This window comes from Streptomyces sp. NPDC051219, assembly GCF_040682335.1.
In the GTDB taxonomy this organism is placed as follows: domain Bacteria; phylum Actinomycetota; class Actinomycetes; order Streptomycetales; family Streptomycetaceae; genus Streptomyces.
In genome coordinates this window covers 108,373-126,844 of the sequence record NZ_JBFBAS010000018.1, presented here as the reverse complement: position 1 = coordinate 126,844, position 18,472 = coordinate 108,373, and the positions used below count along the sequence as shown (strand labels likewise).

The following is an 18,472-nucleotide window of genomic DNA, read 5'->3' as shown; positions in this document are numbered from 1 at the left end:
CGCGCCCCCCCCCCCCCCCCGCCCCCGCCCCCCCCCCCGCCCCCGCCCCCCCCCCGGCCGCCCGGCCCGCGGGCCAGGACTCGGGGCGACGGGCGGTTGCAGGGCCGACCGGGAGGTTCGGCCGGTCAAGCCCGGCCACCGAGCGCGCGGCGACGGCGCATCACGTACACGCCACCGCCAAGGGTCGCCGCAGCGACCAGACCTCCGCCGACCCCGACCTCGGTGGAGGTCGGGCCGAGCGACCCGCCGATACCGCCCTGGGAGCCTCGGCCCTGCAGCACGGTGAACTGGGCGTTCGCGATCCGCGTGTCGCCGTTGCACCTGACGGACAGCGTGCGTCGGCCCGGGGACGTCTGATCATTGATCCGGACCGTGGCGAATCCGACGGAGCCCGCCGACAGTTCCGCACGCGGAAACGCGCCGTCATTGGACGACACGAGGCCACCGCGGTCGCAGCCACTGGCACTCACCTGAATGGTGCTGCCCTGGTGGACCTGCCGAAGGTTGACCGTGACATTGCGCGGCCCGCCGTTACCGCCACTCGAACCGCCGTTGGGTGCGTTGCCAGCTGTCGCCACCGGGGCGGACAGCGCGACCGCGGCGCATGTGGCGGCGACCACAGAGAGAGCGCGTGAAGCACGCATGTGAACCTCCATCAGGGAAACGCCCCGGGGCGGTGCCCTGGGATATTCGACGAGAACGTCTCCCATGACGAACACTCACCGGACCGCGCAATCACCGCATTTCGGCACTCGTCCGCCCCGGTGAGGCGACACGCCGGGGCGGAGTCGCCCGGAACAGACGGACCCGCAGGTCACAGACCGTCAGGGGGATGATCGGATCAACACTCGGATGGATGCACCCGGACCGGAGTCGCCACCCGTTCGCCCTTCTCTCCTCGCCGCCCTCCACGCGCGCGCTTAGCGTGCTGAGTGGCGCAGTGAACGCGGGGACGGACCGCGTCGGGAAGGGAGAACCATGACCGAGGACGAGACCGGCACGGAGTCCAGACGGCGGCGCTCCCCCTGGGGTGTTCTGGCTCTGGTCATGCTGACCGGGCTCGCCATGATGCGAAACGGCGCCGATGTGCCCCTGGGCCCGCCGCAGCCCGCCGCCGCGGCCGCCGTAGACGGCCGGTCCGACTCCCTCTCCGCTGCCGCGCCGACGCCGCCCGCGGGTCTCAGCGCCTTGATGCACTCCTCGGTCCAGGGGGTGCGGATTCCCGCCATCGACGTCGACGCACCTGTCATGACGGTGGGCCTGGACAGCGAAGGGTGGATCGAGGCACCGCCACCGGCCGACTCCAATCTCGCCGGCTGGTATCTGAACGGCATCGCACCGGGGCAGCGGGGCACGGCGGTGGTCGTCGGCCATGTCGACAACGACTCGGGGCCCGCGGTCTTCTTCAAGCTCGGGTCCCTCAGGAAGGGCCACCGGGTCGAGATCACCCGGTACGACGGGCGGGTCGCGGTCTTCGAGGTGTATGGCGTCGATGTGTTCAGCAAGGACGACTTCCCCGGCGCCCTCGTCTACGGCGACACCGGCTACCCGGAGCTCCGGGTGATCACCTGCGGCGGTGGCTACTCGAAGACGGGCGGCTACGACGGGAATGTCGTCGTCTTCGCCCGGATGATCGCGACCCGCTGACCGTCAGTACCGCGGAAGGGCCGGCAGTGTGATGCCGTAGCCCGCATCCAGCAGCTCCGGCAGATATGTGCGCAGTGCCTGGACGCTCTGCGACCGGTCGCCGCCGGCGTCGTGCGAGAGGACCACTACACCGGGCCCCGCGCCGTCCAGTACCCGCCTGATGATGGTCCCCGTACCCGGTTCGGTCCAGTCCAGCGTGTCCACGGTCCACGCGAGCGGCTCCATGCCGAGTTCCGCGCCGATCTCGAACGCCCACCGGTTCCAGGCTCCGTACGGCGCTCGGAACCACACGGGGGCCACTCCCGTCGTACGGGCCACGATGTCGCTGGTGCGGCCCAGCTCGGCGGCGATCGTCGGCCGGCGGAGCCTGGTGAGCAGTGGGTGGGACCAGGAGTGGTTGCCGACGACATGCCCGTCGTCGGCGATCTCGCGCAGCAGGTCCCGGTTGTGGGCGGCCATCCCCCCGCAGACGAAGAACATCGCCCGGACGTCGTGGCGGCGCAGCGTCCGCAGAATGGCGGGGGTGTAGCGCGGGTCGGGCCCGTCGTCGAAGGTCAGCACCATGCTGCGGTCGGTCGGGGGCAGCTGCAGGATCGGCCTGCGCCGCACCGGCGGCAGGGCCGGCCGGTACTTCTGGGGTGCGTGGGCGGTCAGGGGCCGGAGCCGGTATGAGGCGGGGCCGAGCGGCCGGCTACCCCGGACGCCCGCGCCGGCCCCCGCCGCCGGCCCCGCCGCGGGCCGGGCGGGGGCCGCACGGGGGGCTTGTCGCCCCGAGGGGGCGGTCTGATCCCTGACCAGTGCCCCGACGGCGTACACGGCGCCCAGGCAGACGGCTGTGCGCAGCAGCACCCGGCGCTCAAAAAGCGGTTCATCATTTTTCATGACTAATGGCATTGCATGGCAGGCGGCCCGGCTGACCGCCCCACACCGGGCACGGCGGGGAAAGCACCCGATGGGACGAGCGGACTTGGTGGGGCAGTGCCGGCCGGGTCAGTGCCGGCGCACCGCCTGCTGGGCCGGCTCGTATTCCTGCCGGCCCGGGCTCCGGCCAAGCCCCCCGGCAACCTGCCGGCGCTCGACGGCCGAGGGGAGGCGATCCGCCGGGCCGTCCGGAGTGCCGTTCGTCGTACCGCTCGACCGTTCGACCGTTCACCGCACCCGCCAAAGGGCCCGCTCGGCCGCTGGGCGCTGTGCTGCCGCGTATACGCCGACTGGCGGATAACTCCGCCGGCTTACGGGGCCAGTCTGTGATCGGCCCTGCGGCCGCGGTCGCACGGCCGACCGGTCTTCCCGAAGGAGCGTTCACGGTGTCCACCTCCCTCCAGCAGCACACCGGCACGACCGCGACGGGGCCGCGCACCGACGAGCGGGCGCTGGCCGAGCTTCAGCGGGAGCACGGCAAGGCGTTGTTCGGCTTCCTGCTCGGCCTCACGTATGGCGACCGGCAGCGCGCGGAGGACCTGGTGCAGGAGACCCTGGTGCGCGCCTGGCAGCACCCGGAGGCACTGGAGAGCGACCACGACTCGATGCGCCCATGGCTGTTCACCGTGGGCCGCCGGCTGGCGATCGACGCGCGACGGGCCCGCCAGGCCCGGCCCAACGAGGTCGGCGCGGACGTACTGGAACAGTCCGCCTCTACCGACGACCCCATGGCGCGCTCGGTCACCGCGCTCGATGTGCGCGAGGCCGTGCGAGCGCTGAGCCCGGAACACCGCGACGTGCTGGTGCAGGTCTACTTCCGCGGCCGGTCCGTCGCCGAGACGTCCGAGGCGCTGCGCATACCGCCGGGCACGGTCAAGTCCCGCTCGTTCTACGCCCTGCGCACCCTGCGCAAGGAACTCCCCGGCTACGACCTGGTCGGCTGAGGCATGTTACGGAAGGCCCCGGCCCGCGTTCCGGGCGACGGCCTCCCGGGCCACCTCCGTGCGCGATCGCATCCCCAGCTTGCCGAGGATGTGCGAGACATGCGTCTGTACGGTGCGGGGGGAGAGGAACAGCTCGGCGGCGATCTCGGGATTCGAGCACCCCTCCGCGACCAGAGTCGCGACCTTCAGCTCCGTGGGCGTGAGCGCGTCCCAGCCACTGGTGGCCCTGCGCCGGGTGGTGCGGCTTCCCCGGCGTACCCCCAGCGGCCTCAGCCGCGCGTCCGCCCGGGCGATGTCCCACCGGGCGCCCAGTTCCGTGTAGACGTTCACCGCCCGGCCGAGGCTCGCTCGCGAGCCGGCGAGATCGCCCCGCCACGCCTGCGCCACCGCGAGGTCCTCGAGCGTCTGCCCCAGCAGCAGCGGCCACGAGCCGCCCGTGTACTGGGCGACCGTCTGCCCCAGCACCTCGGGGTCCTGGGCGAACAGCCCGCGGCAGCGCACGGCCGCCGTCGCGGGACCGGGGAAGTCGGGTGCCGCCGCGGCCGCCGCCTCGCAGACCGCCACCGCAGCCTCGGCCGTCCTGGTGTCACCCGTCTCCAGCGCGAGACGTACGACGTCCGGCAGCACGCGATGGGACTCGTGGAACATCCCGGCGGCGAACTCGCCGGTCAGGACCGGCAGGAGCTCCCCGAGGGCGTCCGCGACCCGTCCCTCGCGCTCCGCCACGAGGGAGCGGGCGAGCAGCAGACTGCCGCAGTAGCGCAGGGCCCCCGCGGTCCGCAGTACGCCGGGACCGAGCCGGCCGAGGCGGTCGAGTGCCTGCGGCCGCTGGTCCCGGTGGCCGAGGATCAGGGCCTGCACACCTTGTACCAGGACAGGCAGCCATGGGTCCGAGACCCGGCGGGCGGCGGCCCGTTCGAGGTCGGACACCGCACTGTCCCAGGTGCCCCGGTGGAAGTGCAGTCCGGCCGAGCGCGCCTCGATGCCGGCGAGCCGTCCGGTCGACCCGGTCCGTACGGCCAGGTCGCGCGCCTCCTCCAGAGCCTGCCGCGCGGCCTCGGGGTCGTCCAGTTCCGTCAGCCCGTCGGCGTGGTTGACGAGCAGCAGCAGTTCGATGTCGGTGGCGGCGGGCGACCGGCGCGCGCAGGCGATGCCGCGTGCGGTGTGTGCGAGGGCGTCCCGGCCGCGCCCGAGCACGGTCAGGGCGTAGGACATCGCATGGTGTGCCTCCGCCTGGGCCACCGGGTCCGCGAGCGTGCCCGCCTCGGCCACCACCGCCTGCGCGTCCCGGCACGCCTGCGCCGCCTGGCCCAGGTCCGCCCGGCAGAGCACCCGGCACGCCGAGAACCTGACCCGCCACACGGGGGAGAGCCCCGGAGCGGACAGTGCGTCCTCGGTCGCGGCCAGGGCCTCGGCCATGGTGCCCTGGATCATCAGGGCCGAGGTCAGCATGAAACCGAGAGCGGAGCGACGGTCCGGATCCTGTGCGCGGTCGCGCAACGTCGCCAGCAGTCCGGCCGACTCCGGTCGGCGGAGCAGCAACGCGGTCTCCGCGAGACGTTCTTCGAGTACGTGGCGGGCGGGGTCGTCGGCACGGCCCTGACCGATGGCGCGCTCGATGAGCGCGGCGGCCGCGGCGGGCGCCGCGGCGATCAGCTCCTGCGCCGCCGCCACAAGCCAGCCCAGCGCCCAGCTGTCCAACGGATCTCTGTTGCCGAGGAGTTGTCCGGCAACGGTCGCCGGGGCCGCGCCCGCTGCGGCGAGGGCACGTGCGGAGTCCCGGTGCAGGGCGGAGCGGACCGAGGTGGGGAAGCCCGCGTACAGGGACTGCCGGAGCACCTCGTGGCGGAACCGCAGTCTGTCCCCCGCGTCGGCCAGCAGACCGGCGGCGATCGGCTCGGACAGCGCACCGAGGAGGTCCCGGGCGGAACGCGCCACCACGGCGGCGAGCTCGGCTACGGTGAATTCGGTGCCCAGGAGTGAAGCCTGCTGCAGCGTGTCGTAGGCGTCCCGGCCGAGGAAACCGAGCCGGTCCCGCAGAGTCCGAAGGAACTCGGGCGCCCACTCCTGACCCGCGGCCCCTGACTCCCGTCCCGCCTCCGGACCGGCCAAGTGCTCGGCCTGCCCTCCGGAGACGGTGATCTGCCCCTCCGCGGCGAGTCCGGTGATCATCTCCCGCAGATAGCGCGGGTTCCCGCCGGCGTGGGCGGTCCGGCCGCGCAACCGCGGCCCCGGTGGCGCGCCGACGAGCTCCTCGACGAGCCGGGCCGTCTCCTGTGGTGCCAGTGGGCCGAGCGGGACGGACAGGGTGCCGCGCTCGGTCAGTCCGGCCCGCACACGTACGAGTTCGCGCCGCACGGGCACCGGCCGGCAGGCCGTGGCGAGCAGCAGCGGCATGCCGGGCGCCGCCTTGGCCAGCCGCTGCCAGACCAGCAGACTGGCGTCGTCGGCCCACTGCAGATCGTCGAGCACGAGCAACAGCGGTTCCTCTGCGCACAGACGGCCGACCAGCGCGTGGACCAGGTCCATCGCCGCCATCTGTACGGCTTCAAAGGCGCGGGCGTCGCCTGTGCCGCCACGCAGCAGCTCCATGATCTCCGCACGGGTCGTGTCCGCCTCGGTACCGCCGCCGGACAGGCAGTCGAGGACCGCGCGGAGCGGGAAGCGCCTGCCGAGTTCGTCCGCCGCCCCGTGCAGGGCCCGGACGCCGAGCCCCGCGGCAGCGGCGAAAAGGGCGTCGAGCAGGTCGGACTTGCCCACTCCCGGCTCGCCCTCGACGAGCACCGAGCCGCCGCGCCCAGCGGCTGCCGCACGCAGCAGCTCACGCAGCGTATGCACTTCTTGCTCCCGGCCGATCCGCACGGCTCATTATCGGCCTGACCGGGCGATAGTCCACCCGTGTGCCGGTAGGCTCGGCCGCGCGCGGGTCCGTACGCCCGGTCTCAGGCGCGGCCCACGCGAACGCGTGGCGTACAGAAAGCGAAACCACAGCGACAAATTGAGTAAAGCCCGTCCGTCGCGCGTGTCTGAGAGTGAAGGCTCGTCGGTGACGGCACGGCGTGCGAGTCAGACCGGGAGAAGGTGGAGCGGTTGCGGCCCGAGAGCACGAACGGCACCAGCGGGGGCGAACTGGCGATACCCATGGCGTGGTTGTACGCCGAGTACATCGCCGACGAACTGCTGCGCACCGGCAACCTGATCCCGTCCGGCACACTCGAGTTCCGGTCCGGCAGGCAGACCCTTGCACTCACCATCTACCTCTCGGACAGCGCTGGTGAACTCTCCGGGATCCGGGTCATCTCGCGGCTCGACGAGTGGCTGTCCCTGACGGCGTACGGCCACCCCTGGCAGGACTGGGTGCGCGAACGCTTCGCCTGTATCGACGAGGAGCGGGGCACGGAGTCCGGCACCGATCCGGACCTCGAACTCGCCAGGGCCACCTGGTGGTGGCTGGAGCGCACCGAACTGCTGGCAACCGACCTCGACACGGCGAATCCCTGGCACCAGACGGACCTCACGGTGGACGAGAGCAACCAGGTGTGGACTCCGGCATGGCAGCTTGGACTGCCTCTGGGGCACCTGGCGATCCATCTGTTCTGACGTGTGAGGTGTGCGCGCAGTGCTGACGTGTGAGATGTGCGCGGTCCGCGACACGTCACCGCTGGGAGTGCACCCCCGCCCGGTACTTGGGTACCCGGACCGTGACCTTCATGCCCGCTCCCTGTCCCGTCTCGATGACCAGGCCGTAGTCGTCCCCGTACACCTGACGCAGGCGTTCGTCGACGTTGGATAGTCCGATCCCGGAGGACGAGGTGCTCTCCCCCGCCAGGATCCTGCGCAGCAGAGCCGGGTCCATGCCCACTCCGTTGTCCTCGATGGTCACCACCGCCTCGGCGCCCGCGTCCTGGGCCGCGATCGTGATCCGGCACTCGTCGACGGAGTCCTCAAGGCCGTGCTTGACCGCGTTCTCCACCAGCGGCTGGAGGCACAGGAAGGGCAGCGCGACGGGCAGCACTTCCGGAGCCACCTGCAGGGTCACCTTCAGCCGGTCGCCGAAGCGGGCGCCGGCAAGGGCGAGGTACTGCTCGATGGAGCGGAGTTCGTCCGCGAGGTTGGTGAAGTCGCCGTGCCGGCGGAACGAGTAGCGGGTGAAATCGGCGAACTCCAGGAGGAGTTCACGGGCCCGCTCGGGGTCGGTGCGGACGAACGAAGCGATCGCGGCCAGCGAGTTGAAGATGAAATGGGGCGATATCTGAGCGCGCAGCGCCCGGATCTCCGCCTCGATCAGCCGGGTGCGCGACCGGTCGAGCTCGGCGAGTTCCAGCTGCACGGAGACCCAGCGGGCCACCTCGGTCGCGGCCCTGACCAGCACGGCCGACTCCCGTGAGCCGTAGGCGACGAGCGCGCCCAGCACGCCCTCCTCGCCGGTCAGCGGGGCGATCACCGACCAGCGCAGCGGGCAGTCGGGGTCCTCGCAGTGCGTCCGGATGCTCTGACTTCGCCCGGAGTCGAGCATCTCGGCCACCCGCGGCATCACCCGTTCCTGGTGATGGCCGCCGCCCGGCCCGTCCCAGGCGAGCACGGTCTCGCGGTCCGTGACACAGAGCGCTTCCGTCCCCAGCAGGGAGCGGAGCGTGCGGGCTGCCTTGCGCGCGGTGTCCTCGGTGAGTCCGGCCCGCAGCGGCGGCGCGGCCAGGGAGGCGGTGTGCAGGGTGTGGAAGGTGGCCCGTTCGACGGGGGTGCCGAGGTCGAGGTCCGCCCTGCGGCCGCGTCGTGCCGTCAGCCGGCCGAGGGCGAAGCCCACGGCGACGACCACGGTCGCGGCGGCGGCCGAGGCCGCGGTGACGGCCGCGCTCACCGTTCCGCACCGCCGCTCTGCTGGGCGAGGTTCTCCGGGAGGTGCAGGCGCGCGAGCGTGGCGGCGGTGCCGGCCGGGATGCGGCTGGGGGTGGCCAGCGACACCAGCACCATGGTCAGGAAGCCGAGCGGCACGGACCACACGGCCGGCCAGGCCAGCAGTGTGTGCGGCCAGCCCCCGCCGGGAACGCCGGCCCGGGTGGCCATCACGGCGGTCAGCGCGGCCCCGCCGCCGACAACCAGCCCTGCCACGGCGCCCGGTGGGGTCAGCCCGCGCCACCAGATGCCCAGTACCAGCAGCGGGCAGAACGAGGAGGCGGACACGGCGAAGGCGAGACCCACCGCATCGGCCACCGGAACGTTGGTGGCCACCGTACTCACCGCGAGCGGCACCCCCATGGCGACCACGGTCGCGAGCCGGAAGTGCCGTACCCCGCGCGTCGGCAACACGTCCTGGGTCAGTACGCCGGCCACCGCCATGGTCAGCCCCGAGGCGGTGGAAAGGAAGGCCGCGAACGCGCCGCCCGCCAGCAGCGCGCCGAGCAGATCCCCGCCGACGCCTCCGACGATCCGCTCGGGCAGAACGAGTACGGCGGCGTCCGCCTCCCCGGTGAGCGCGAGTTCGGGCGCGTAGATCCGGCCGAGCGCGCCGTACACCGGCGGCAGCAGATAGAAGGCGCCCACCAGGCCGAGGACGACGAGGGTGGTGCGGCGCGCGGCGCTGCCGTTGGGGCTGGTGTAGAAGCGGACGGCGACGTGCGGCAGTCCCATGGTGCCGAGGAAGGTGGCGAGGATCAGCCCGTACGTCGCGTACAGCGGGTGTTCCTCCCGGCTGCTGGAGAGCGGCTGGGACCAGCTCGACCCGCCTGCCCCGGCCGGGTCGGCCTTCTCCGGCACCTGCGCACGGGCGGGGAAGCGGAGGGTGGTCCCGGCCTCGATGAGGTGGGCGCCGGGGGCGAGCGCGAGGGGCTCGTCGTCGTACCGCTCGTCGTCGACCGACCCGGTGACGGTGACCCGCAGCGGCTCGGCGAGCTCCATCCGTACGGTGTCGTCGACCCGCACGGTGGTGTGCTCGCGGAATGTCGCCGGCTCGGCGAAGCGCGCACGCGGCGCGTCGTCACCCAGCCAGGCCAGCACCAGGAAGAGGGCCGGGACGGCCAGGGCGGTCAGCTTGAGCCAGTACTGGAAGGCCTGGACGAAGGTGATGCTGCGCATGCCGCCGGCGGCGACGGCCCCAGTCACCACCAGGGCGACCACGACCCCGCCGACCCAGTCGGGGGCGCCGGTGAGGATTTCCAGCGTCAGCCCCGCGCCCTGGAGTTGGGGCAGCAGGTACAGCCAGCCGATACCGACGACGAACAGACTGGCGAGCCGGCGGACGTGCTGCGATTCGAGCCGCGCCTCGGCGAAGTCGGAGAGGGTGTAGGCGCCGGACCGACGCAGCGGGGCGGCCACCAGCACCAGCAGGACGAGGTAACCGGCTGTGTATCCGACCGGGTACCAGAGCATCTCGGGGCCCTGGAGGAGGACGAGGCCCGCGACACCGAGGAACGATGCGGCGGAGAGGTACTCGCCGCTGATCGCGGCGGCGTTGAGACCGGGCTTCACACTGCGGGAGGCGACGTAGAAGTCCGAGGTGGTACGGGATACCCGCAGCCCGAGCGCGCCAAGAGCCACGGTCCCCAGCACGACCACGGTAACCGCGGGGACGGCGTACGCCTGGTTCACCGACGTCAGCGTCCTTCGACGAGACCGGTGAAGTCACGCTCGTTGCGTTCGGCCCGTCGGACGTACCAGCGGGCTATGAGCACCAGTACGGGGTAGACCGCGACACCCAGGACGAGCCACAAAAGGGGCGAGGGGGACGCGAGCGCACCGGAGGCACGCGGGAGCGCGAACAGCAGCGGCAAAGTGCCGACGACCAGCACCAGCACGCCGAGGGCGAGAAGAGCCGTCCGCAGCTGGCTGCGCATCAGCGAGCGTACATAGGTGGTGCCCAGTGTGGTCTGCTCGTTGATCTCGGACCGGGCGGGCGCATGCCCGGGCGGCCGCCGCCGGGCATTGCGGGGCACTCCGGTGACGGTCTCGCGGCGGGGGGACTGCTCTGCAGACATCGGTGTCCGCTCCGGCATCTCTCGGCGGCTGTCGGGGCGGAGTGGAGTCTACGCAGCGACGATTACCGCGGGTAGACGCGAAGCCGGTCCGACGGGAAGCCGGTTCCGGAAGCCGGTTCCGACGGGAAGCCGGTTCGCCGTACGGAAGCTCACCGACCGCGGCTACCGGGGAAGCGGGACCATCAGTCCGGACAGATCCTCCAGCGCCGCGAAGACGTCACGCCCGCAGAAGGCCTCGCCGTCGATGCGGTACATGCGTCCCCGCCGGTCGGGACGGTGCAGCAGGTATCCGTAGCCGCGGAGCAGATCAGCCACAGAGCCGCGGCTCTCCCCGAGCATGTGCTGCGCCCGGTGCTCACTCCATTCGAGCTGGATCACACGGATGCGCTGCTCGTTGAGCGCCTTTGTCGCGCCCTCCAGGACCAGACGTTCCGCACCTTCGACGTCGATCTTCACCCCGGCCACGTCGCGGGACTCGACGACCTCGTCAAGGGTGGTGGCCTCCACCTTCTCGCCCTCGTCGGTCTCGCCCAGGAGCAAGTGGTTGAGGCTGTCGAGATCGCTGGTCATCCGGAAGACCCCGGGTGCGTCGGCCAGCACCTTTTCCACCACCTCCGCCCGGTAGTTGTTGATCCGGAGGTGTTCGCGAATCCTGTCGGCATTACGGGCGTTCGGCTCGACCGCGATCACGTCGGCTCCGCACTCAGCGGCGAGAATGGTGTAGGCGCCGATGTTCGCGCCCACGTCGACGAAGAGATCGCGGGGCTTGAGCAGCCGCTGCCACACCCCCATCTCCGGCCAGTTGGGCGGGTTGCGGTAGACGGCGTGCGGTGAGTTCGTCTCTCCCCGATAGGAGACGAGGAGCGACCGCTCGCCCAGACGGGCCACGGTGGGTCTGCCGAGCCATCGCGTTCTCACGTCGTAGCTGACCGTGCGGACGACAGCCCGGAACGGATGAGCCCGGTTCGCGGGCGAGGCGAAGCTCGACGCGACGCGGAACAGGGGCCCGGTTCGCTTGGCGAGCCTCACCAGGTCCGTCACACGCTCCGAGCGGGTGGCTTCGTCAACGCCGTTCACACGGTCAGGCATGAGTCATCCGATCGAGGAGTGGTTGGGGGGAGGACCGACACCGGGGAGCCTAGGCCAGCGAAGTACGTCGGCACGGTCGTCTTCGCGGTGTGTCGGGTGATGTTGCCTCCGGCGTCGTATACCTACGGGCGCGTACGGGCGTCGGCGCACGACCTCGTGGCGGCGTCCTCCTCGGCAGGTCGACGTCAGCGCCGGGCGTGGCGCAGCAACAGGTCCCGAAGCTCCCGCGCGTGGCGGCGGCTGACCGCGAGTTCGGCCTCGCCGACCCGCACGCTCGTCGTCCCGGCGTCCAGCCGCAGTTCGTCGATCCGCCCCAGCGCCACGAGATGACGGCGGTGTATGCGGACGAAGCCCCGCGACGCCCAGCGCTCTTCCAGAGTGGAGAGCGGAATCCTGACGAGATGGCTGCCCGCGCCCGTGTAGAGCCGGGCGTAGTCGCCCTGCGCCTCGACATACGCGATGTCGTCGACCGGGATGAAGCGCGTGAGTCCGCCAAGTTCGACGGGAATCTGGTCCGCACTGCTTCCCGCCGGGCCGGCACCTGCCCGGAGATGACCGGTCTGCGGACTCTCAACGGCCACGGCCGGGGCGGAACGGGAGTCACGGGCCGCCTGCAAGTGGTCGCAGACCCGGCGCACCGCCTCGGCCAGCCGCTCCTTGCGGACCGGCTTGAGGACGTAGTCGACCGCCTTGAGGTCGAAGGCCTGGACCGCGAAGCCCTCGTGGGCGGTGACGAAGACGATGTGCGGGGGCCGGGCGAAGCCCCCGAGCAGTCGGGCGACGTCGAGGCCGGTCAGCCCGGCCATGTGGATGTCGAGGAACACCACGTCAATGGCGTCCTCGCCGTCGGGTCCCGCGTCGAGCGCCCGGTTGATCCGGCGCAGCGCCTCGGTGGCGTCGGTCGCGCCCTCCGCGCTCCGCACCCGCGGATCGGCGCGCAGCAGATACAGCAGCTCCTCGAGAGCGGGTCTCTCGTCGTCGACGGCCAGTGCTCGCAGCATGCAGCGGAGTGTAGGCGGGACCAGGTCGGCCCGGAACCGTGTGTGTCGACGGCCGGACTGTCTGCCGCCGGCCGTGAGCAGAAGTACCCCCGCCTCCGTATTTCAGGACGACACCCCGCCCACCCCCCGCAGAACGCGCTCGACACGCAAGGAATGGCCCATGAGCCCGCACCAGCGGCACCGAGACGCCGGCGCGTACGCGCTCGGCATTTTGGATCCGGCGGAAACGTTCCGCTTCGAGGAGCACCTGGCCGGCTGCGCCATGTGCGTGATGCGGCTCAGCGAGCTGGCCGGGGTCGAAGCGCTGCTGGCCCCGCTGAACGACGGCGGACCGCCCGCCCCGCCACACCCCGGACTGCTGGACCGGCTGATGCACGAGGTCACGGCGCGCCGCCGCAGGAGCAGCAGGCGCCGGCTGCGGTTGATCGCCGCGGCGGCCGCGCTGATCCTCGCGGCTCCGGCAGCCGCGCTGGCGGTGCAGAGCCGGGGGGACGGCGCCGGGCGGCAGTTCAGCGCCACGGACGCGGTCACCGGTGTATCCGCCGCGCTCGCTCTGGAGGAGAAGGAGTGGGGCACCGATGTCGGGCTGCGGGTCGCGCATGTGCCCGGCCCGTCGACGTGTTCGCTGGTAGCGGTCGGCCGGAACGGTGAGGAGCAGACCGTCACCACCTGGGCCGTGGCCGCGGGCTCGGACGAACCCCTGGTCGCACAGGGCGGCGCGGCGCTGGGGCGTGCGGAGATCGACCACTTCGAGGTCCGTACACCGGACGGGAGGCGGCTGGTCAGCATCGGCCTGTAGTCCGCGCGGCTGTGCGATGCGGCGAAATCCCGGCAGGCTCGCTCGCCGCTACTTGAGCAACCGGGACAACCGCCGGTCGGCGAGCGGCTTGCCGCCGGTCTGGCAGGTGGGGCAGTACTGCAGCGAGGAGTCGCTGAACGACACCTCCCGGATGGAGTCCCCGCACACCGGGCACGGCTCGCCGGTACGGCCGTGCACCCGCAGCCCGCTCTTCTTCTCCGCCTTGAGCCGGCCGGCGGCCACCCCGCGCGAACGCTCCACCGCCTCACGCACGGTGTGCTCCATGGCCTCGTACAGCCGGCCCACCTCGTCGTCCGTCAGGTGAGCGGCGAGCTTGAACGGTGACATCTTCGCCGCGTGCAGGATTTCGTCGCTGTACGCGTTCCCGATACCCGCGATCACGCTCTGGTCGCGCAGTACGCCCTTGAGCTGACGCCGCTCCCCGGCGAGCAGTGCGGCGAACGCGGCCCGGTCGAAGTCCTCGCCGAGCGGATCCGGCCCGAGCCGGGCGATGCCCGCCACCTCGGCCGGGTCCCGTACGACGTACACGGCCAGCCGCTTCTGCGTGCCGGCCTCGGTCAGGTCGAACCCCTCACCGGAGTCGAGTACGACCCGCATGGCCAGCGGCCCCTTGCCGGGCCGGGGCGGCGTGGCGGGGACCTGGTCCTTCCACTGCAGCCAGCCGGCTCGGGCGAGGTGCGTCACCAGATGGAGGGCGTCCGCGCCGCTCTCGCCCACGGTGATGTCGAGGAACTTGCCATGCCGGTCCACTGCGGTGACGGCCTGCCCCTCGAGGGAGGAGAGCGGAGGGTCGTACGTCTTCAGCACGCTGACGGCGACCGGCATGGCGCGGGCTACCCTCCGACCGACGAGGTGCTCGGTCAGAAACGCCCTGAGCGCTTCGACTTCCGGCAGTTCCGGCATGTCTTCCAGCCTGCCTCACCGGCCCGTCGCCCGCGCGGCAGCGACAGCGACGCGCGCCCGCCGTGGCTCGGACCCGCCCGGTCGCGGGTTCTGCACCGCCTCACGCCACGGCGAACTCGCACCACACGCACTTGCCGCTGCCCCGGGGCTCCACACCCCATACGTCGGACAGCCGTTCCACCAGCATCAGGCCGCGGCCCGAGAGCCCCGTCTCGCCGGCCTCCCGCCGGCGGGGCAGTGCGCTGGAGCGGTCCTCCACATCGACGCGCAGGCGGCGTTCGGGACCGGTGAGAACGCGGATGGTGACGGTCGCCGGGCCGTCGGTGTGCAGCAGGGCGTTGGTGACCAGTTCGTCCGCGACCAGCGCGATCTCGTCCGAGCGCTCCTCGGCCCCCCAGGCTCGGGCCGCCGCACGGATCATGTGGCGGGCCGAGCAGAGCGCCTGCGGGTCGTTCTGGGCGACGTGCTGCTGGAGCCGGCCGCCGCCCTGGGGGGCGTCGGTCGTGCGGCGGCGCATCAGAAGCAGTGCCATGTCGTCGTCGCCACCGCCCTCGTCGCCTGCCTCGCACAGCCGGTCGGCGAGTTTCTGCAGATCCCCCGGCCCACCGCGGACCAGGGATGTGAGTACCTGGACCCCGTCGTCGAGGTCGGCACCCGGCTGTTCGACGAGCCCGTCGGTGCACAGCAGGAGGGTTTCGCCCGGGTCGAGTTCGACCGTGGTGACCGGGTACTCGAGGCGGCCGAACTCGGCGGAGAGGCCAAGTGGCATACCGCCGTCCACCGGCAGGCAGCGGCAGTCTCCGTGCCGGTCGCGCAGCAGCGGGTCGATGTGCCCGGCGCGCACGATCTGGAGCACGCCGGTGGAGAGGTCGGCCTCGACGTATGTGCAGGTCGCGAAGCGGTCGGTGTCCAGCTCGTGCAGGAAGACCGAGGCACGGGTCATGACCGTGGCGGGCGAGTGGCCTTCGGCCGCGTAGGCCCGCAGGACGATGCGCAACTGACCCATCACGGCGGCCGCGTGGGTGTCGTGGCCCTGCACGTCTCCGATCACCGTGCCGACCCGGCCGCCGGGCAGCGGGATCACGTCGTACCAATCACCGCCGATGTCCCGGCCCATGCGTGCCGCCCGGTAACGGACCGCGATCTCGGCGCCCGGTACGGCCGGAATGCGGCGCGGCAGCATCGCCTGCTGAAGGCCCTCCGCGAGATCGTGCTCCTGCTCCAGCAGCATGGCCCTCTGGAGGCTCTGCGCGATGCTGCTGCCGAGGGCAACCAGCAGATTACGCTCCTCCTGGGAGAACCGGCCCTTGTCCTGGTAGAGCAACCCCAGTGCGCCGATCGGGCGGGCCTGCGCGATCAGCGGCAGATAAGCGGCGGCCGAGAAGTCCATCCAGGCGATCCGCGACCACAGTTGCGGGTACCGCGAGGCGAACTCCTCTCGGGAGTCGATGAACCGGGGTTGCAGGGTCCGCACGACCTCGCTCATCGGAAACTCTTCGTCGATGCGGGTGTACCGGGTGCCCGGCACGAAGCTGCCGGGCGGTCCCTCGGCGACCAGGTGGATGCGCCCCGCCTCGACCAGGCCCATGATGAATCCCATCGAGCCGAGTCGTTCCATGCCGTGGGAGTCGCTGAGCGCGTCGATGACGTCCTGCACGGTGCGGGCATGGGCGAGCGCCGCCGTGGTGCCTTCGACGACGGAGGTCTGTCTGCGCCGCTCCTCGTCCAGGCCGAGGCGTTCGGCCGATTGGGACAGCTCCGGGGTGGCGTCGCGGACGATGCCGATGATGCGGTGCGGGCGGCCGTCGCCGTCGCCGTCACCGTCGTGGCGCAGGATGCGGCCCTGGGTGTGGGTCCAGCGCAGTCGTCCGTCACGGCGGCGGATGCGGAAGTAGGCGCCGTACGAGGTGGAGCCGCTCTTGAGTGCCCGGGTGACGAGCGTGTCGAGCCGGACGGCCTCGGCGGGCGGGACACGGCGGGTGAGGGACTCCGGGCGGCTGTCGTACTCGTCGGGGCGCAGGTCGAATACTTCGAGGGCGGTCCGGTCCATGTGCATGAGGCCGGTGCTCAGGTCCCAGTCGAAGCTGCCCATGCGGTTGAGGGCGAGGCTCAGGTCCGGGAGGGCGGGCCAGTCGTCCGGCAGCGTTGCGGTGGTCGGCACCGATCCACCATGACCTTCTTTGCGTGATTGTCCGACACGACCCGGTTCGGCCTAGGCCTCCCCCTGGAGGAAGTCGGTGTAGTCCGTCTCGAACTCTTCGGCCTGCGGGAACGGATACTCGGGGCCGGCCGGGCCGGCCGGCATGTCCTCCATGGGCATGTCCTCCATGGGCATGTCCTCGGCCGGCATGTCCTCCACGGGCATGTCCTCCACGGGCATGTCTTCCACGGGCATGTCCTCGGCCGGCATGTCCTCGGCCGGCATGTCCTCGGCCGGCATGTCCTCCACGGGCATGTCTTCCATGGGCATGGCCTCCACGGGCATGTCCTCGATGGGCATGTCCTCCGCCGGCATCTCGGGTTGCACCGGCTGCACCGGCTGCTGCGGCTGTACGGGCTGCTGCGGTACCGCCGGCTGCTGGGGGTTCGCAGCCTGGGGGGAGGCGGTCGGCTCGGTGGGCCGAGTGCCCAGCCCGCCGGTGGGGAAGCCGTCGTCGGGCCCGTACGGCGGCGGGACCGCCACCGGCCGGTCCTGTGCCCCGTCGTCACCGGTCTTGCGTTCGATCCAGGTGTTGTCGGTGACATTGACGATCACCAGGCTGTCGATCACGCCCGGGGCAGGCTTGACGACGACGACCTTGGCGGGGTCGTAGCCCGCCCACGTGGTGCCCCGGTGCACGATGCCCTTCCGGGTCGTCGCGGGCGGCAGCAGCGGGCTCCCGGAGGCACACCGGACGCGCGTCATCCCGTAGGAGTCGACCAGCACGGCCGTGCCGGCCTGAAGCACGGCCTGGTAGGCGTGGGCGGCGCCGTCCCGGAAGCCGTGGCCGGTGACCCGGGCGTCCGCCCGCAGCAGGACCGGGGTCAGGCCACGCAGGTACTCGGGGACGGAGGCCTCGGAAATGCCGCTCGTGCGGGCGAAGGCACGTGCCCTGGCCTGGTCCGCCACGAGGAGGCGGACCTGCTGTTCGATGTCGCAGCTGCCGAGGGAGCGCGTACCGCCGTACAGGCCCGCGGTGGATCCGAAGACCATGTGGACGGGCTTCCCGCCGGCGGAGGCGGGGGTGCCCGCCGGGCCCGGGGGACGCTTCCCGGGCGCGCCCGGGATCGCCGTCGATCTGGTGAACGGGTTGCGGCCCTGCTCCGCGACCGGCTGCAGGAGAACTTCCTGAAGGGTCGACTTGTTCTTTGCGGTGCTGCCGCCTCCACAGCCCGCGACGACGAGGACGAGCAGAGACACGGTCAGTGCCGCGGCCAGAGCGAAGGAGCGCATCGGTCCAGGCACAGGGTTTCTCCCGCCATGTTCTGTACGGCCGCAATCTGTCTGATTGGCTCTTCATTTCTCCAGCACGCCCAGTACCCCCGCAAGCCGGGAGCGTCCGTCCGAACCTCCGGTTCGGGTACGTCCGGCCACGGCATAGGGTCCGAGTCGGAATGGGGCACGCTCCCGGCGTGCATCGGTACGGGCCGAAGGAGACGGCGGCGTGAGCGCACTCACCTACCCCGAGAGGGGAGCGACAGCGCACCGTCCGCTGCCCGCGGGGTACCACCACCTCCACCACCGCACCCTGGTCGGGCACGGCCGAACCGTGTTCGAGGCGGCGGGAGCCGCGGTGACCACGTTCCGGATGCACCGGCGGGCGGGCGTGCGCATCAGGGCCGACCGGGGGCGCGCCGAGCCAGGAGGAACGGTCGAGTTGGCGGTCGGGTTCGGGCCGCTGCGGATCGTCGCCCCCTGCGAGGTGGTCTGGACGGTGTACGGCAGCGACCGGACGGGTTCGCGTACGGCACCCTGGGCCGGCATCCCGAGTGCGGCGAGGAGTCGTTCGTCGTCCATATGGCGGCGGACGGGGCGGTGTGGTTCACGGTGACCGCCTTCAGCCGCCCGGCCCGTTGGTACTCCCGGCTCGCGGGGCCCGTTGTGCCGGTCCTGCAGCGGTTGTACGCCCGGCGCTGCGGGAAGACGCTGCGTCGGATCGCCTCCGGCACCTGATACTGGAAGTACCGGCCCCGGGG

General features: G+C 71.9%; 15 protein-coding genes and 1 pseudogene. 5 read left to right on the top strand and 11 right to left on the bottom strand.

Going from position 1 to position 18,472, the window contains the following annotated elements; genetic code table 11:
* Window positions 1-125: 125 nt before the first annotated feature.
* The gene (locus tag AB0M62_RS21445) at window positions 126-644 is read right to left on the bottom strand and encodes a hypothetical protein (RefSeq protein ID WP_366075851.1); all 519 of its coding nucleotides are present in this window, start codon (window positions 642-644) and stop codon (window positions 126-128) included.
* A gap of 334 nt (window positions 645-978) precedes the next feature.
* Between AB0M62_RS21445 and AB0M62_RS21440 the strand changes: the two genes are divergently transcribed.
* Window positions 979-1,647, top strand: a complete 669-nt coding sequence (locus AB0M62_RS21440) for a class F sortase (RefSeq protein WP_366075850.1) — start codon at window positions 979-981, stop codon at window positions 1,645-1,647.
* A 3-nt stretch (window positions 1,648-1,650) separates the two neighbouring features.
* Here AB0M62_RS21440 and AB0M62_RS21435 read toward each other — a convergent pair whose 3' ends face one another.
* A complete protein-coding gene (locus AB0M62_RS21435; protein ID WP_366075849.1) occupies window positions 1,651-2,529 on the bottom strand; it encodes a polysaccharide deacetylase family protein in 879 nt (292 codons plus the stop codon).
* A 425-nt stretch (window positions 2,530-2,954) separates the two neighbouring features.
* On the opposite strand from AB0M62_RS21435, the gene AB0M62_RS21430 reads away from it, so the two are divergent.
* A complete protein-coding gene (locus tag AB0M62_RS21430) occupies window positions 2,955-3,512 on the top strand; it encodes a sigma-70 family RNA polymerase sigma factor (RefSeq protein WP_366075848.1) in 558 nt (185 codons plus the stop codon).
* A 6-nt stretch (window positions 3,513-3,518) separates the two neighbouring features.
* Here AB0M62_RS21430 and AB0M62_RS21425 read toward each other — a convergent pair whose 3' ends face one another.
* Window positions 3,519-6,374: an AAA family ATPase gene (locus tag AB0M62_RS21425; RefSeq protein ID WP_366075847.1), complete on the bottom strand. Its 2,856-nt coding sequence runs from the start codon at window positions 6,372-6,374 to the stop codon at window positions 3,519-3,521.
* A 279-nt stretch (window positions 6,375-6,653) separates the two neighbouring features.
* Here AB0M62_RS21425 and AB0M62_RS21420 point away from each other — a divergent pair, with 279 nt between their 5' ends.
* A complete protein-coding gene (locus AB0M62_RS21420; protein ID WP_366075857.1) occupies window positions 6,654-7,112 on the top strand; it encodes a hypothetical protein in 459 nt (152 codons plus the stop codon).
* Window positions 7,113-7,167: 55 nt separating this feature from the next.
* Here AB0M62_RS21420 and AB0M62_RS21415 read toward each other — a convergent pair whose 3' ends face one another.
* The 5 genes from AB0M62_RS21415 to AB0M62_RS21395 all read right to left on the bottom strand — a co-directional run bounded on the left by AB0M62_RS21415 (window position 7,168) and on the right by AB0M62_RS21395 (window position 12,573).
* On the bottom strand, window positions 7,168-8,370 hold the full coding sequence (locus AB0M62_RS21415; RefSeq protein WP_366075846.1) for a histidine kinase: 1,203 nt from the start codon (window positions 8,368-8,370) through the stop codon (window positions 7,168-7,170).
* Window positions 8,367-10,097, bottom strand: coding sequence for a cation acetate symporter (locus AB0M62_RS21410; protein ID WP_366075845.1), 1,731 nt, complete (start codon window positions 10,095-10,097; stop codon window positions 8,367-8,369). Before AB0M62_RS21410 ends, AB0M62_RS21415 begins: the two co-directional genes overlap by 4 nt.
* A gap of 5 nt (window positions 10,098-10,102) precedes the next feature.
* A complete protein-coding gene (locus AB0M62_RS21405) occupies window positions 10,103-10,483 on the bottom strand; it encodes a hypothetical protein (protein ID WP_366075844.1) in 381 nt (126 codons plus the stop codon).
* Between the two features lie 162 nt (window positions 10,484-10,645).
* Complete coding sequence (locus tag AB0M62_RS21400) at window positions 10,646-11,572, bottom strand: FkbM family methyltransferase (protein ID WP_366075843.1); 927 nt, start codon at window positions 11,570-11,572, stop codon at window positions 10,646-10,648.
* Between the two features lie 185 nt (window positions 11,573-11,757).
* Window positions 11,758-12,573 (bottom strand): response regulator transcription factor, encoded by an 816-nt coding sequence (locus AB0M62_RS21395; protein ID WP_366075842.1) that lies wholly within the window; start codon window positions 12,571-12,573, stop codon window positions 11,758-11,760.
* Between the two features lie 160 nt (window positions 12,574-12,733).
* On the opposite strand from AB0M62_RS21395, the gene AB0M62_RS21390 reads away from it, so the two are divergent.
* Window positions 12,734-13,372 (top strand): zf-HC2 domain-containing protein, encoded by a 639-nt coding sequence (locus AB0M62_RS21390; protein WP_366075841.1) that lies wholly within the window; start codon window positions 12,734-12,736, stop codon window positions 13,370-13,372.
* A 48-nt stretch (window positions 13,373-13,420) separates the two neighbouring features.
* Here AB0M62_RS21390 and AB0M62_RS21385 read toward each other — a convergent pair whose 3' ends face one another.
* From AB0M62_RS21385 to AB0M62_RS21375, 3 genes are all read right to left on the bottom strand, one after another.
* Window positions 13,421-14,296 (bottom strand): DNA-formamidopyrimidine glycosylase family protein, encoded by an 876-nt coding sequence (locus tag AB0M62_RS21385; RefSeq protein ID WP_366075840.1) that lies wholly within the window; start codon window positions 14,294-14,296, stop codon window positions 13,421-13,423.
* A gap of 100 nt (window positions 14,297-14,396) precedes the next feature.
* Window positions 14,397-16,457: a SpoIIE family protein phosphatase gene (locus AB0M62_RS21380; protein WP_366075839.1), complete on the bottom strand. Its 2,061-nt coding sequence runs from the start codon at window positions 16,455-16,457 to the stop codon at window positions 14,397-14,399.
* 51 nt (window positions 16,458-16,508) lie between these two features.
* A complete protein-coding gene (locus AB0M62_RS21375) occupies window positions 16,509-17,741 on the bottom strand; it encodes a DUF6777 domain-containing protein (protein WP_366075838.1) in 1,233 nt (410 codons plus the stop codon).
* 199 nt (window positions 17,742-17,940) lie between these two features.
* On the opposite strand from AB0M62_RS21375, the pseudogene AB0M62_RS21370 reads away from it, so the two are divergent.
* Window positions 17,941-18,449: pseudogene (locus AB0M62_RS21370) on the top strand (DUF1990 domain-containing protein).
* Window positions 18,450-18,472 lie beyond the last annotated feature (23 nt).

Excerpts from the sequence above, each read along its gene's own strand:
- AB0M62_RS21445 (WP_366075851.1), bottom strand. The coding sequence starts at position 644 with ATGCGTGCTTCACGCGCTCTCTCTGTGGTCGCCGCCACATGCGCCGCG.
- AB0M62_RS21440 (WP_366075850.1), top strand. The coding sequence starts at position 979 with ATGACCGAGGACGAGACCGGCACGGAGTCCAGACGGCGGCGCTCCCCC.
- AB0M62_RS21435 (WP_366075849.1), bottom strand. The coding sequence starts at position 2,529 with ATGAAAAATGATGAACCGCTTTTTGAGCGCCGGGTGCTGCTGCGCACA.
- AB0M62_RS21420 (WP_366075857.1), top strand. The coding sequence starts at position 6,654 with ATGGCGTGGTTGTACGCCGAGTACATCGCCGACGAACTGCTGCGCACC.
- AB0M62_RS21405 (WP_366075844.1), bottom strand. The coding sequence starts at position 10,483 with ATGTCTGCAGAGCAGTCCCCCCGCCGCGAGACCGTCACCGGAGTGCCC.
- AB0M62_RS21400 (WP_366075843.1), bottom strand. The coding sequence starts at position 11,572 with ATGCCTGACCGTGTGAACGGCGTTGACGAAGCCACCCGCTCGGAGCGT.
- AB0M62_RS21395 (WP_366075842.1), bottom strand. The coding sequence starts at position 12,573 with ATGCTGCGAGCACTGGCCGTCGACGACGAGAGACCCGCTCTCGAGGAG.
- AB0M62_RS21390 (WP_366075841.1), top strand. The coding sequence starts at position 12,734 with ATGAGCCCGCACCAGCGGCACCGAGACGCCGGCGCGTACGCGCTCGGC.
- AB0M62_RS21385 (WP_366075840.1), bottom strand. The coding sequence starts at position 14,296 with ATGCCGGAACTGCCGGAAGTCGAAGCGCTCAGGGCGTTTCTGACCGAG.